Origin of the sequence: Bradyrhizobium oligotrophicum S58 (assembly GCF_000344805.1) — a bacterium.
Classification (GTDB): domain Bacteria; phylum Pseudomonadota; class Alphaproteobacteria; order Rhizobiales; family Xanthobacteraceae; genus Bradyrhizobium; species Bradyrhizobium oligotrophicum.
On sequence record NC_020453.1, the window covers coordinates 8078234 to 8092636 of the forward strand.

Annotated in this window: 13 protein-coding genes; 4 read left to right on the forward strand and 9 right to left on the reverse strand. The window is 65.5% G+C overall.

All coding sequences use genetic code 11. From position 1 onward, the window contains the following. Window positions 1–305 precede the first annotated feature (305 nt). Entirely contained in the window at window positions 306–731 is a 426-nt protein-coding gene (locus S58_RS34900; RefSeq protein ID WP_015670158.1) for a DUF1330 domain-containing protein, read from the reverse strand. Between the two features lie 154 nt (window positions 732–885). Here S58_RS34900 and S58_RS34905 point away from each other — a divergent pair, with 154 nt between their 5' ends. Continuing rightward, on the forward strand, window positions 886–3084 hold the full coding sequence (locus S58_RS34905) for a transglycosylase domain-containing protein (protein ID WP_042340432.1): 2199 nt from the start codon (window positions 886–888) through the stop codon (window positions 3082–3084). 43 nt (window positions 3085–3127) lie between these two features. Here S58_RS34905 and S58_RS34910 read toward each other — a convergent pair whose 3' ends face one another. From S58_RS34910 to S58_RS34930, 5 genes are all read right to left on the reverse strand, one after another. Next, on the reverse strand, window positions 3128–5779 hold the full coding sequence (locus S58_RS34910) for an EAL domain-containing protein (RefSeq protein ID WP_042341097.1): 2652 nt from the start codon (window positions 5777–5779) through the stop codon (window positions 3128–3130). Between the two features lie 317 nt (window positions 5780–6096). Further along, entirely contained in the window at window positions 6097–6936 is an 840-nt protein-coding gene (locus S58_RS34915; protein WP_083938752.1) for a M48 family metallopeptidase, read from the reverse strand. Between the two features lie 208 nt (window positions 6937–7144). Further along, window positions 7145–8473: a polyhydroxyalkanoate depolymerase gene (locus S58_RS34920; RefSeq protein ID WP_042340433.1), complete on the reverse strand. Its 1329-nt coding sequence runs from the start codon at window positions 8471–8473 to the stop codon at window positions 7145–7147. A gap of 124 nt (window positions 8474–8597) precedes the next feature. Further along, complete coding sequence (locus S58_RS34925) at window positions 8598–9410, reverse strand: ABC transporter permease (protein ID WP_015670164.1); 813 nt, start codon at window positions 9408–9410, stop codon at window positions 8598–8600. After that, entirely contained in the window at window positions 9407–10198 is a 792-nt protein-coding gene (locus S58_RS34930; RefSeq protein WP_015670165.1) for an ABC transporter ATP-binding protein, read from the reverse strand. The genes S58_RS34925 and S58_RS34930 overlap by 4 nt, the downstream gene beginning before the upstream one ends. Window positions 10199–10296: 98 nt before the next feature. Here S58_RS34930 and S58_RS34935 point away from each other — a divergent pair, with 98 nt between their 5' ends. After that, window positions 10297–11631, forward strand: a complete 1335-nt coding sequence (locus S58_RS34935) for an ActS/PrrB/RegB family redox-sensitive histidine kinase (RefSeq protein ID WP_042340434.1) — start codon at window positions 10297–10299, stop codon at window positions 11629–11631. 159 nt (window positions 11632–11790) lie between these two features. Further along, complete coding sequence (locus tag S58_RS34940) at window positions 11791–12345, forward strand: ActR/PrrA/RegA family redox response regulator transcription factor (protein ID WP_015670167.1); 555 nt, start codon at window positions 11791–11793, stop codon at window positions 12343–12345. A gap of 34 nt (window positions 12346–12379) precedes the next feature. Here S58_RS34940 and S58_RS34945 read toward each other — a convergent pair whose 3' ends face one another. From S58_RS34945 to S58_RS34955, 3 genes are all read right to left on the reverse strand, one after another. Further along, window positions 12380–12745 carry a hypothetical protein gene (locus S58_RS34945; protein ID WP_042340435.1) on the reverse strand — a complete coding sequence of 122 codons (366 nt, stop codon included), beginning with the start codon at window positions 12743–12745 and terminating at the stop codon, window positions 12380–12382. Between the two features lie 255 nt (window positions 12746–13000). After that, complete coding sequence (locus S58_RS34950; RefSeq protein ID WP_015670169.1) at window positions 13001–13297, reverse strand: hypothetical protein; 297 nt, start codon at window positions 13295–13297, stop codon at window positions 13001–13003. Then, a complete protein-coding gene (locus S58_RS34955; RefSeq protein ID WP_015670170.1) occupies window positions 13290–13559 on the reverse strand; it encodes a hypothetical protein in 270 nt (89 codons plus the stop codon). The genes S58_RS34950 and S58_RS34955 overlap by 8 nt, the downstream gene beginning before the upstream one ends. Window positions 13560–14076: 517 nt before the next feature. Here S58_RS34955 and S58_RS38760 point away from each other — a divergent pair. After that, entirely contained in the window at window positions 14077–14214 is a 138-nt protein-coding gene (locus S58_RS38760) for a hypothetical protein (protein ID WP_015670171.1), read from the forward strand. Window positions 14215–14403 lie beyond the last annotated feature (189 nt).

Sequence of the window (14403 nt, forward strand, 5' to 3'; positions counted from 1 at the left end):
TTTGGGGCACGACAGGTTCAACGTGCGACCTGCCACCAGAGGGATCACGCGGTATGAGTCCCGGGTCGGCGCCCGCTGACGCGTTGCGTCACCGGGCTTGCCCGGGACGACAGCTTTGATGATCGCCAGCTTCACGGAGGCGGCGGCCGCGGGATGGGCATGCGCTGCCACCTCACGTATCCATGTCATGCCCCGCGCAGGCGGGGCATCCAGTACGCCGCAGCCTCTCGGTCAATCACAAGTCCCTCGGAGTACTGGGTCACGACACCTGTTGTTGCGGAGACGGCTCGTCACGGGCAGGACTATCATTCCGGCACCTCGCCGAAATTCTTGCCCACCGGCAGCACCGCGTGGCGGATCAACCGCGAATCCTCCACCGCGGCCTGCCGGTGCTTCACCGCCTCGCGATAGACGGGATCCCTAATCATCTCGACGAACGCCTGCACGGACGGATACTCGGCGATGAAGCAATGGTCCCAGCGCTCCTGCTGCGGGCCGATCAGCATCAGCTCGAAGCGGCCCTGCCAGACGATGCGGCCGCCGAGGCGTTCGAACACCGGGCCGCTCTCGCGGCCATAGGCGGCGTAGGCTTCCGCGCCACTCACCTGGCGTCCGTCGGGATAAGTGGCTTCCTGGCGCAGCCGCACCAGGTTCAGCATGTGGATCGGACCCGGCCGATCGTTCTCGCGGAATAGCGCGAACACCTCCTTGGTGGGATCGATATGGCCCATGATCTCCCTCGCCTGATTGTTGTTTACCTCTGCTTAACCATAACGCCGCGTTGACGCCGCGAAACTCCTAATCGGGCGTTAAGCTCTTCCTAACTGCCCCTTAAACTCCGAACATTAACGTAGGCGGACGGCAGGTCGCGGGCTCGGGTTGCGTATGGCGCGGGGACGGAAACAGAGCGGCGGACGCAAGGAGCCGCGATTCGGCCTTGCGGCAGCGATGGCCGATCTGCGCCTCGATGCGAAGGACCGGATTCCGGCCGGCGAGGACGCGCCGAAAAAGTCCGCAGCCAAGCGCAAGCCGGTCGAGCCGGATGATGACGACGACGTGCCGGAGCGCGAGCCGAAGCCACGCGCGCCGAAGCCGAAGCCTGCCCGCGGCAAGTCGCGCTGGGGCCTCTCGGTCGGCCGCATGGTCTACTGGGCGGTCGTTTGCGGCCTGTGGGGTGTCATCGCGCTGGTCGGCGTGGTGATCTGGGCCGGCGCGCATCTGCCGCCGATCCAATCGCTGGAGATCCCGAAGCGGCCGCCGACGATCGAGATCACAGGCTTCGACGGCAGCATCCTGGCGCAGCGCGGCGAGATGGCCGGCGCCAATATCGCGCTGAAGGATCTGCCGCCCTATCTGCCGAAGGCCTTCATCGCCATCGAGGACCGCCGCTTCTACCAGCATTTCGGCATCGATCCGATCGGCATCGCCCGCGCCCTCGTCGCCAACGTCCTGCATCGCGGCGTGTCGCAGGGCGGCTCGACCCTGACGCAGCAGCTCGCCAAGAACCTGTTCCTGACCCAGGAGCGCACGCTCGCGCGCAAGCTGCAGGAGGCGGAGCTGGCGCTATGGCTGGAGCGCAAATATTCCAAGCGCGAGATCCTCGAACTCTATCTGAACCGCGTCTATTTCGGTTCCGGCGCCTATGGCGTCGAGGCCGCGGCCCAGCGCTATTTCGGCAAGTCGGCGCGGCAGGTCACGGTCGGCGAGGCCGCGATGCTCGCGGGCCTCGTCAAGTCGCCGTCGCGGCTGGCGCCGAACCGCAACCCGGAAGGCGCCGCCAAGCGCGCCCAGACCGTGCTCGCGGCGATGGCCGACGCCAAGTTCATCACCGAAGCCCAGGCGCAGGCGCAGATCGCGCATCCGAGCGTGGCGGTGAAGCCGGCCGGCGCCGGCACCGTCAACTACGTCGCCGACTGGATCGGCGAGGTGCTCGACGACCTCGTCGGCCAGGTCGAGGAGTCGATCGTGGTCGAGACCACGATCGATCCGAAGCTGCAGAGTGTGGCGGAGGCCGCCATCATCGATGAGCTCGCCGCCAAGAGCGTGAAATTCAACGTCAGCCAGGGCGCGCTGGTGGCCATGACGCCCGATGGCGCCGTGCGCGCCATGGTCGGCGGCCGCAACTACGCGGACAGCCAGTTCAACCGCGCCGTGACCGCCAAGCGCCAGCCCGGCTCGGCCTTCAAGCCGTTCGTCTACCTCACCGCGATCGAGCAGGGCCTGACGCCGGAGACGGTGCGGCAGGACGCGCCGCTCGATCTCAAGGGCTGGAAGCCGGAAAACTACACCCGCGAGTATTTCGGCCCGGTGACGCTGACCCAGGCGCTGGCGATGTCGCTGAACACCGTCGCGGTGCGCGTCGGCCTCGAGGTCGGGCCGAAGAACGTGGTGCGCACTGCGCACCGCCTGGGCATCGCCTCCAGGCTCGATCCCAACCCGTCGATCGCGCTCGGCACCTCCGAGGTGTCGATGATCGAGCTGGTCGGCGCCTATGCGCCCTTCTCCAATGGCGGCCTCAGCGTCTCGCCGCACGTGGTGACGCGGATCAAGACGCTCGACGGCAAGCTGCTCTACATGCGCCAGGCCGAGCAGCCGGCGCAGGTGATCGAGCCGCGCAACGCGGCGATGATGAACCAGATGATGCAGGAGACGCTGGTCTCGGGCACCGCCAAGAAGGCCGAGATTCCGGGCTGGGTCGCCGCCGGCAAGACCGGCACCAGCCAGGATTTCCGCGACGCCTGGTTCATCGGCTACACCGCGCATCTGGTCACCGGCGTCTGGCTCGGCAATGACGACAACTCGCCGACCAAGAAGGCGACCGGCGGCGGCCTCCCGGTCGAGGTCTGGACCCGCTTCATGCGCGCAGCACATCAGGGCGTGCCGGTTGCATCGCTGCCGAACGCGCAGGGCGCAGGGCTGGTCCCGACCTTGGCGCAGATCGCCTCGCAGATCACGGCGCCCTCAGCGCCAGCCCCTGCCGCGAGCGCGCGTTCCGCTCAGCCGAGCCGCAGCAATGCGCGGCCGGAAGCCGCCGCAGGCCTCGACGGCTGGCTGGTGGACCGGTTGTTCGGTGGACAACGCTGAGGTGAGATCGGCCGCGTGATCGCGGCCGACAATTTGCGGCTGATCAGCCGGCTGCTACGGCCGAGGGACGCGGCTTGCGCTCGGCCTCGGTCGAGCCGGCCTGCGCCAGCGCCCGTCCGACCTGCCGCAGCATCAGGCTCGCGCGGTGCGCGCTGTAATCCAGCAGCCAGCGGCTGAAGGCGCTGGCGGCCATCGGACGCGCGAACAGGAAACCCTGCATCGCATCGCAGCCCAGCTCGGCGAGCAGGCGCCGCTGCGGCTCGGTCTCGACGCCCTCGGCGACGACGGCGACGTCGAGGCTCTGGCCGACCCTGACCACCGCGGTCACGATCGCGCGGGTGCCGTTGTCGTTCTCGAAATCGCGCATGAAGCTGCGGTCGATCTTGAGCTCGTCGATCGGCAGCTGCGCCAGCCGGCTGAGGCTGGAATAGCCGGTGCCGAAATCATCCAGCGACAGGCCGACGCCCATGTTGCGCAGCTCGTTCATGGTCGCGATCACGGTGGCGCGCTCATTGAGGATCACGCCTTCGGTGATCTCCAGCATCAGCATCTTCGCCGGAAGATCGTTGGCCGCCAGGATCTGCGCCACCATCGCCGCCAGATTGACGTTCTGGAAGTTGATCGGCGACAGGTTCACCGAGATGCAGGGGATGTCGAGACGGGCGCGCCGCCACGACGCCATCTGCTGACAGGCCAGCTTGATCGACCACACGCCGATCTGCTCGATCAGGCCGCACTCCTCCGCGAGCGGAATGAATTTCGACGGCGAGACCTCGCCCAGCACCGGATCATGCCAGCGCGCCAGCGCCTCGACGCCATGGATGGCGCCGTCCCGGGTGCGGATCTGCGGCTGATAATGCAGGGTCAGGGCCTCGCTGGCGATCGCCTCGCGCAGCGCGGTCGAATGCATCAGCCGTTCTTCGGCGAGCTTGTCGATGTCGGCGCTGAAGAAGCGGTAGGTCGCGCGGCCGCCGCGCTTGGCCTTGTACATCGCCGCATCGGCCTGCTTGATCAGGGTCTCGATGTCCTTGGCGTTGTCGGGATAGAGGCTGAGCCCCATGCTCGCCGACATCGGCACCTGCCGCTTGCCGATCGTCAGCGGCATGGCGAGGGCCGCGGTGATCCGCGCCGCGGCCAGCGAGGCCTCGAGCGGATCGCGATTCTGCAGTACGATCACGAACTCGTCGCCGCCGAGACGGCCCAGCATGTCGCCGTTACGGATTTGCGCGCGCAGGCGATTGGCGAAGCCGACCAGGAACTCGTCGCCGGCGGCATGGCCCAACGTGTCGTTGACGTCCTTGAAATTGTCGGCATCGAGGAAGGCCACGGCGACATGGCCGCCCGCCGGACAGGCCTTGATGGCCTCGGCGATCAGCGACGGAATGCGGGCGCGATTGGGCAGGCCCGTCAGCATGTCGTGATAGGCGACCTGCGAGATCGTCGACCTGACCTCCTGGCGCTCGATCGCGAGCGCGCCGAGCTGGATGCAGGCGGCGACGATCTGCTCGTGCCACGGGCTCGGGCCGCGGCATTCGCGGAAGTAGAAGGCAAAGGTGCCGATGACGCGGCCATCCTTGCCCTTGATCGGGGACGACCAGCAGGCGCGAAGACCGGCGCCCAGCGGCCCGGCCTTGTAGGGCTGCCAGCGCGGATCATTGTCGATGTCCTGCGACAGCACCGGCTCGCACAGATAGGCCGCGGTGCCGCAGGAGCCGACATCCGGCCCGATCGCGACGCCGTCCAGGCTTGCGGAATAGGCCGGCGGCAGGCTGGGTCCGCCAAGCGGATGAATCAGCCCGTCGGAATCGACGTGGAGGACCGAGCAGACCACGTCGGGCGCGAGCTCCTCGACCCGGCGGCACAGCTGGTCGGCGATCGTCGTGATCGACAGGTCGGAGGCCAGCGACGACATGATCAGCTGCTGCAGCGAGCGCAGCTGCTTGGTCTCCCTGATGTCGGTCAGCAGGCCGAACAGGTACTTCACCTTGCCGCGCCTGGTGCGGTGTGCCTTGACATAGGCCGTGGTCCAGAGCTCGTGGCCGTCCTTGTCGTAGACAAGCACGTCCTCCTCGATGCCGCGGTCGTCGTCGGCGCATTGCCGCAGCCGGTCGACGGTGGCGGGATCAGTGCACGGGCCGATCAGCAGCTCTTCGGCCCGGCGCCCGATCGACTGTTCGGGCGTGTAGCCGAACAGGTTGGCGAAGGCCGCGTTGGTATAGAGGATGGTGAGGTCGCGATCGGTGACGATGACGGCCCGGTTGGTCCGGTCCGCCACCGAGGTCAGCAGCGCGTTGCGCTCCCGCAGCTCGATCTCGGAGGTGACGTTGCGGACCATGACGAGCCAATGGCGGGGCTGGTCATCGGACGACAGGTCGGAGGCGGACAGACGCACCCAGTCGCGGGAGCCGTCGTCGTGCTTCAGCGTCAATTCGCGCACGACGGTGGCGCCGGGCCCGGCCGCATCACTCCGTTCGACGCTGCGCGCCTGTTCGAGGATATCATCGGGCAGGCCCAGACTGGCCAGGTCGACGCCGATCAGGACCGCGGGATCTTTGCGGAAGAGGCGGGCAGCTTCCGCATTGGCGTGATGGACATGACCGTTCTCATTGAGAATGAGGACAGCTTCGCTGGCACGGTCGAGCGCGGCCGAGAGCAGGTGAGCAGATTCGACCGGTTGGAACTCGCTTGCACGCATCATTCGATTTGAGCCGCGCTGCACGTTCCGAGCGAAACGATCTGCGCTTTGGTTGCAGCAACGACCCGGAGCTTGGGGGGCCGTCACCTCGGGGGCTGGTTGCGGTAAATCTGACGAGGGTGGCGTTACGGCCACGTTAAAGCGACGCCGCATTGGCCGATATCTTCCGGTTGCATGCAGGAAGGCTTAAGAATTCGATAGCCCTTGTCGCCGTTCTGACATCACCGATCGCAGTTGGAACCGGATGCAAAAATGGCCCGGACCAGAGGGCCGGGCCATTGCGAATGGGATCGCCGATCTCTCGATCGCCGGATGCGTCAATCGTCGATGCCGTAGCGATGCAGGTCGTTGCCGCAGGTGTCGAGCCACTTCTTGGCGCGTTCGACCGACGAGCAGACCTTGCCGCACACCTTCCAGAACCGCGGCGAGTGATTCATCTCGATGAGATGCGCGACCTCGTGCGCCGCGAGGTAGTCGAGCACGAACGGCGGCGCGAGGATCAGCCGCCACGAAAACGACAGCGAGCCGGCGGACGTGCACGAGCCCCAGCGGCTGGACTGGTCGCGGATCGACAGCCGCTTCACCTTGACACCGAGCTGGTCGGCATAGGCGTCGGCCGCCTTCTGCAGGTCGCGGCGCGCCTCGCGCTTGAGGAAGTCGAGCACGCGGCGCTCGATATGCTCCAGCCCACCGGCCACGCAGAGGATCTTCTCACCGCTGTCGCGCGTCTCGCTCCACACCGTGCCGCGTTCGCCGGCGCGATGCACGATCTTGTGCGGCACGCCACGCAGCGGCACCAAAGTGCCCGGCAGGAACGGCGCCGCCTTCGGCAAACGGCCGAGACGCGCGGCGATCCAGGCGCCATGACGTTGTGCAAAGCCCTTGGCTTCAATGATCGTGCCGCGCGGAGGCATCGTCAGGATCGCTTCGCGATCCGACGGATGAATTCTCAGGGTATAACGTCGCGCACGACGGTGACGACGCAATCTAATCGAGTAGATTTGCGAGCCGTGCTTGACGAGAAGACGCGAAGGTTCGGCGGGCCGCCGATAGAGTAGCGCGCGAGTGGCCATTTCTGTCAGTCCGGGAGGGAAGAACTCGCCCGGATTCTGCCATATCCACCGCCAGGGAAAGCGCTCGGCGCAAAAACAAATCATTTGCCCAACATACAGCGGTCGGGACGGTTCCGTACCCTACCGGTTGGGGCTCTCGCGCCCTCGAAAAGATGAACTCAGATTCAAAAGCATCGCTCAAAGAGCGACGCCACATTCACTGCTTGAGTCACTCCTGAATTCCGGTTTCTACCGTCGCTTCAAAGAGTTAACGCGCAACCGGATTCGGATGCGCGGAGAGTGTCGTTGTCGATCATTCGGCCGCAATGGCGAGCAGCGACTTCGGATCCGCTGCCGAGAGCATGAAATCGCAAATGCGTGGCACGATCTCCGACTTGAATCGCGATCCGTTGAACACGCCGTAATGACCGACGCCCGGTTGCACGTAGTGAACGCGGCGATGATCGGGGATCGATGAGCAGAGTCCATGTGTCGCTTCGGTTTGACCGAGACCGGAGATGTCGTCCTTCTCGCCTTCGACCGTCATCAACGCGACGCGCGTGACCTTCGACGGATCGACCAAGGTGCCGCGATGGGTCATCTCGCCCTTCGGCAGCGCGTGCCTGATGAACACCGTTTCCACCGTCTGCAAATAATATTCCGCAGCCAGGTCCATGACGGCGAGATACTCGTCGTAGAAGTCGCGGTGCTTGTCGACCTGATCGCCGTCGCCCTTCACGAGGTTGGCGAACAGCGCCTTGTGGGCGTCGACGTGGCGGTCGAGGTTCATGCTGATGAACCCGTTCAGCTGCAGGAAGCCCGGATAGACGTCGCGCATGACGCCGGGATGCGGGAACGGCACCTTGGTGATGACGTGGTTGCGGAACCAGTCGATGCCGCGCTCCTGGGCGAGATTGTTCACGCCGGTCGGATTGCGCCGCGTATCGATCGGGCCGCCCATCAGGGTCATCGAGATCGGTGCGAACGGGTCGCGCTCGGCCTCCATCACCGACACCGCCGCCAGCACCGGCACCGCCGGTTGGCAGACCGCCATCACATGCATGTTGGTGCCGAGGAAGCGCAGCATCTCGATGACATAGTCGATGTAGTCGTCGAGATCGAAGCGGCCTTCGGCCAGCGGCACCATCCGGGCATCGGCCCAATCGGTAATATAGACCTCGTGGGTCGGCAGGAACGCTTCCACCGTGCCGCGCAACAGCGTCGCGTAATGGCCGGACATCGGCGCCACGATCAGCAGCCGCGGCTGCGGGCTGCGCAGCGGCCGCGTCAGCTTGCGATCGAAATACAGCAGCCGAGCGAACGGCTTTTCCCAGATCGAGCGGACCTCGACCGGGGTCCTGACGCCGTTGACCTCGGTCTCGTCGAGCCCCCATTCGGGCTTGCCGTAGCGGCGCGTGGTGCGCTCGAACAGCTCGCAGGCCGCCGCGATCGACTTGCCCATCTCGGTATGGGTCCAAGGATTGAGCGGGTTTTGAAACAGGATCTTGGTGGCATCGGTGACGGCCCGCGCAGGATTGAGCGAGGCGTGCGCCATCTCGTACATCCAGTACATCGGTGTCGTCAGGACGGGACTGCCTTCCGACGCCAGGGGCGGTGCACCGCCAAACTCACCTATCGGCATTCTTGTTCAACCCTCTCTGCAACGCAGCATACTGCCGAATGCGTAATTAAGCGTCAATGCGGTGTTGTACGTGTCAACGCCGCAAAGGTGCCAAATGAGCCCGGAAATCCACGGGAAAACGCGATTATTCACCCGATGACAGCAGCGAGCCGGCGCGGCGTGCGCTGCGCAACAGGGCAATGAATGCTGCAAACGACGCCAGCAGCAGGGCGGCATTGAGCCCGAACGCCGTCAGCATCAGGTCAGCCCGGAAGGTGCCGTCGATCAGCAGGGCGCGCATGCCCTCGAATACGTAGGTCGGCGGCAGCGACCATGCGACCAGCTGCAGCCAGTGCGGCAGCACCTGCACGGGATAGTACACGCAGGCGAGCGGCATCAGCGCGAACATCAGGGTCCAGACGATGCTCTCGGCGCCGAGCCCGTTGCGCAGCACGAGCCCGGACACGAAGATGCCGACCGCCCAGGAGGTGAAGATCAGGTTGCAGAAGAACGCCACCAGCGGCAGGCCGAGGCTGTAGAAGTTGAAATCGAAGAACCAGACCGCGATCAAGGTCATCGGAATGATACCGATGGCGAGCCGGATCAGGCTCATCGTCATCAGCGCCAGCAGGAACTCCAGCGGCGTCAGCGGGCTCATCATCAGGTTGCCGATGTTGCGCGCCCACATCTCCTCCAGGAAGGAGATCGAGAAGCCGAGCTGGCCGCGGAACAGGATGTCCCACAGGATGACCGCGCCGATCAGGGTGCCGCCGGCCCGGGCGAAGAAGCCGGCATTCGAGGCGATGTAGGTCTGCAGGAAGCCCCAGGTGATGATCTGCAGGGTCGGCCAGTACATCAGTTCCAGCAGTCGCGGCCACGACGACAGCAGGAGGTACCAGTAGCGCAGGATCATCGCGCCGATCCGGTGCGGCGCGATGCTCAAGGACAGGTCGTTCATTGCGCCGCCTCCCGGTCACGGCCGCGGGCGACGTCGAGAAACACCTCCTCGAGCGTCGAGCGATTGTAGCGCGCCATGATCTGGGCCGGGCTGTCGTCGTCCTCGATGCGCCCGCGCTTCATGATGATGACGCGATCGCACAGCCGCTCGACCTCCAGCATGTTGTGCGAGGCCAGCAGGATGGTGGCGCCACGGCGCTGGCAATAGCGCTCGAGATGGCCGCGCACCCAGTCGGCCGTATCAGGATCGAGCGAGGCCGTTGGCTCGTCCAGCAGCAGCAGCTCGGGATCGTTGATCAGCGCCTTGGCCAGGGCCACGCGGGTCTTCTGCCCGGCAGACAGCTTGCCATTGGCGCGATCGATGAAATCGGTGAGATCGAGCTGAGCGGCGAGCTCGGCAATCCGCTCCTTGAGATGCTCGACCGCGTAGAGCCGGCCGAAGATGGTGAGGTTCTGCCGCACGGTGAGCCGCATCGGCATGTCGACATAGGGGCTCTCGAAATTCATCCGCCCCAGCACGGCAGCAGCCTCGTCCGGCATCCTGTGGCCGAGCACCTCGACCTCGCCCGACGTCGGCTGCACCAGCCCCATGATCATCGCGATCGTCGTCGTCTTGCCGGCGCCGTTGCCGCCGAGCAGTCCCGTGATGCTGCCACGGCGGATCGCGAACGAAACGCCGTCGACGGCCGTCGTCGTCTTGTAGACCTTGGTCAGCCGCGACACGCTGATCGCGGGCGAGCCCGGAGGAGAAGCCGACGATGGCGTCGGCGCTGCGTCATATTGCGTCATGGCGAGAGTTCATTGAGGCATTGTGCCGCAAACCGCAACAGGCCACCAACGGCCGGCCCGATTTGTCGCCGCGCCTGCCCGGCATTAAGTTCCGATCCATGACCGACGCCCTGACCATCGATACGCCCGACATCGACTACCGCCATCCGCGCCAGCGCGTCCGGCTCGACACCATCCTGCGGCTGCGCTGGCTGGCGGCGCTGGGTCAATTGAGCGCGATCTTCATCGTCGTGCAGGGGCTGGAGTTCGACCTGCCGGTGGTGCCCTGTCTCGCCGTGATCAGCGTGTCGGCGCTGCTCAATCTCGGCCTGCAGATCGCCTTCAACCCGATGCAGCTGCTGGAGCCGGCCCATGCCGGCGGCCTCCTCGCGCTCAACATCATCGAGCTGACGATCCTGCTCTATCTCACCGGCGGGCTGGAGAACCCGTTCTCCTACATGTTCCTGGCGCCGGTGCTGATCGCGGCGACCGCCCTGCCCGTGCGCCTCACGATCACCCTCGGCCTGCTCGCCGTCGCCTGCGCCACCGCACTGTTCTTCATGCATCTGCCGCTGCCGTGGGAGGGCGAGGAGCCGCTGATCTTCCCGCCGATCTACCTGTTCGGCGTCTGGCTCTCGATCGCGCTGGCGATCGGCGTTACCAGCCTGTACGCGTTCCAGGTCACGGAGGAAGCGCGCAAGCTGTCGGACGCACTCGCGGCCACCGAGCTGGTGCTGGCGCGCGAGCAGCACCTCACCCAGCTGGATGGCCTCGCCGCCGCAGCCGCGCATGAGCTGGGCACGCCGCTCGCGACCATCGTACTGATCTCGCGCGAATTGGAGCGCGCGCTGCAGGACAACGGCCAAGTGACGTCGGACATCAAGACCCTGCGCGAGCAGGCGCAGCGGTGCCGCGACATTCTCGGCAAGATCACGCAGCTGTCATCCACCGGCTCGATGTTCGACCGCATGAAGCTGTCGACGCTGATCGAGGAGACGGTCGCCCCGCACCGCGATTTCGGCGTCGACATCAAGGTGCGCGTCGCAGTGACCGCCGCGAAGGAGCCGGTCGGCACCCGCAATCCGGCGATCCTCTACGGCGTCGGCAACATCCTGGAGAATGCCGTCGACTTCGCGCGCAATGCCGTCGAGGTGAACGCCTGGTGGAACAACGACACGGTCGAACTCGTGGTCTCCGACGACGGTCCGGGCTTCGCGCCCGACATTCTCAAGCGGATCGGCGAGCCCTATCTGTCGCGCCGGCGCAGCACCGAGGACAACCAGGGTGGCGGCCTCGGGCTCGGCGTGTTCATTGCCCGCACCCTGCTGGAGCGCACCGGCGCCAAGGTGTCGTTTTCCAACCGCACCTTTCCCGACCATGGCGCCGTGGTCCAGATCGCCTGGCCCCGGCGGCGTTTCGAGGCCAGCGAGGACGGCGACGCCACGGAACCCTGATCGGCGGAAAGCCGCCGCTGGTATACGAAGCCGGCCCGCGCGGCGTCACGCCGCAGACTGCGGCAAACCCGCGACCTTGGCAGGCCGCCAAGCGAGGGCCATATGTCTCCTATGACAGATCGTCTCGCAACACCGAGCCTTCTTCTCGAGGATATGCCTGTGGGCGCCATCGCCGAACTGACGAACCACCCGGACCGCTCTCTTCTGATCGTGGAGGACGACAAGCCGTTCCTGGAGCGGCTGTCGCGCGCCATGGAGACCCGCGGCTTCACCGTGACCTCCTGCGAGAGCGTGGCCGAAGGCATCTCGCAGATCGGCAAGTCGGCCCCGGCCTTTGCCGTGGTCGACCTCCGGCTCGGCGACGGCAACGGCCTGGACGTGGTGTCGGCGCTGAAGCGCAAGCGCCCTGAGGCGCGCGCCATCGTGCTAACCGGCTACGGCAACATCGCCACTGCCGTCACGGCCGTGAAGATGGGCGCCGTCGACTATCTGGCGAAGCCCGCGGATGCCGACGACGTCGTCGCCGCCCTGCTGTCGACGGTCAGCGACAAGTCCGAGCTGCCGCAGAACCCGATGTCGGCCGACCGCGTGCGCTGGGAGCACATCCAGCGCATCTACGAGATGTGCAACCGCAACGTCTCGGAAACGGCGCGCCGGCTCAACATGCACCGCCGCACCCTGCAGCGCATCCTCGCCAAGCGCGCGCCGAAGTAAGGCCCTCTCGCCCGCACCTCGGTACGCCAGTCCGTCAATGCGACTTCACGAACGCCTGCAGCGCATGGAACACCGTGCGCCGCTGGTTGCGGCTGCACCAGTTGCGCATCCAGCTGTCCATCTCGGTGAGATCGAGCTTGATCTGCATGCCCTCGTCGCCGCGCGCGGCGTTGACGGCCGAGACGTAGCCCATCATCCATTGCTGATATTTCGATATCGCATTGACGTACGGACCGTCGGGATTGCCGATCGCCTTGTAGGTGCCGGGCGGCTGCTCCTCGGCGGCGGCGATGAAGCGCTCGCAGGAATCGGCGCCGACGCCCAGGACGTAGAACGCCATCTCTTCAGCGCGGACCGCGGTCGCGAAGAGCAGTGTCACCACCAAGACCACCCGTCGCATCTGTCGTCCCTGTCCGCACCCCTGGGCTGGATACTGCTCAAGCCTTAACGATGTTCCGATATGTTGCGCCGAAGGCGGGGCAATTGTCGGGCAAAGGCAAGAAAATGGGCCCAACGGCCGGACGCCCCGGAAGTTGTCGCGCGAGGGCAACAGTCATGGACCGCGCGCCGGGCTGTTTTGAGGCGCGGGCGTTTGAGCCGGCCAAGCCGCACGCACTGCCTAGCACGGCACGCGGCTACGACAGCGCCGGTCCCGTCAGCTGTCCCCGGTCAACCGGGTGAAGTCCGCCAGAACGGCGGCGATCAGCTCTCGGTGCCTGGTATCCTGGTCCGACAGGCTCGCTGCGTAGAGATTGAGCAAGTAGCGCGCCTTTGCAGCCGCTTCCGGCCAAGACGCAGCTGCATTCGCGAGCAGATGCTGCTCGAGAGCGGCCTGCCGCTCGCGCAGCTCCCGCGCATGATTTTCGGCCTCTGCCAGCGCGCGGCGAAGATCCACCGCCTTCTGCTCGCTCATGCCGCGGCGCCTGTCGAGATCGAGCGGTTCGTCAGTCATCCGATGCACTCGCGTCGACGCGCTGCGCGTCCGCAAGGTCGACCGAGCTGATCGACACCATCTCCACGGCGGCCCCGTGCGAACCCAAGACGGGCACGATGATCATCGTCGCAACCCTGCGATAGGCAGCGAAGGACAATCCCTCGATGGTCTCCTCATCAGTGACCACCTCATAAGTACCTTCGGGCAAGAGGTTCTCGATGCTCCTGATGCGAAACGGATGTTTGAAGGTGACGAATTCGCGCCGTGAGCGAGTGCTCATATACGCCTGCCTTTCGGACGAACTCCGCCGAACTAATCGCGAATGATTGCCGATCATGCGCCTTGCGGCCGCCAATAGCCAACGCTTTCTCATCGCAGGAAATAATGAGCGTCTGGCCCGTGCCCGACGGGGTCGCCGCACTTTGGTGCTCGCTATTGCACGAGCCAGGGTGTACAAATGCGGATCATCGCCATTCCGACGGCATTCACCGGTGACTGAGGGTTACGAGCGCTCCCGCCGCAAAACACGCGAGGAGTGACCTATGCCGCAGCTTCGTCTGAGCGAGTGGATCGTTCCACCCATCGTTGTTCCGCTCCTGCTGTTCCTGATCGTGCTCGCAGCTGCCGCACTCCATTCGTAGAGCAGACCACCACGACGCCCCTGTTGGCAGAGGGTGGACGACAGCGACCCCGCCGACTGCCCTCGCGGGCAGGGCTGACGCGCGCTTCGCAGACTGTCTGCGGTGTCTTCGTTCGCCGAATTGAACCAGCCTGAAACATCAGCCAAGGAGACCGACATGGCCAAAGGTCAGCAAAAAGGCAATCGCGAAACCAAGAAACCCAAGAAGGAGAAGCCCAAGAGCATCGCCACAGCGCCGAGCCAAAAAGCCGGAGCATGGCAGCCGGATTTTTCCGCCGACAAGAAGAAGCGGTAGGACGTACGCCACGTCCTCATCGTTCTCGATGATCCTCGCCGCATGCAACCGCGCGACGCTGTTGCTGTCTGCGCCCATGCCGGTCAATCATGCCGGACTCGCTGATATTCACGCGCGGTGAACATCTTCCACGCGTCCGCCACCCCAGATGCCGACCTGAAAGGCGCCGCGCCGCGGACAATCCGCGCG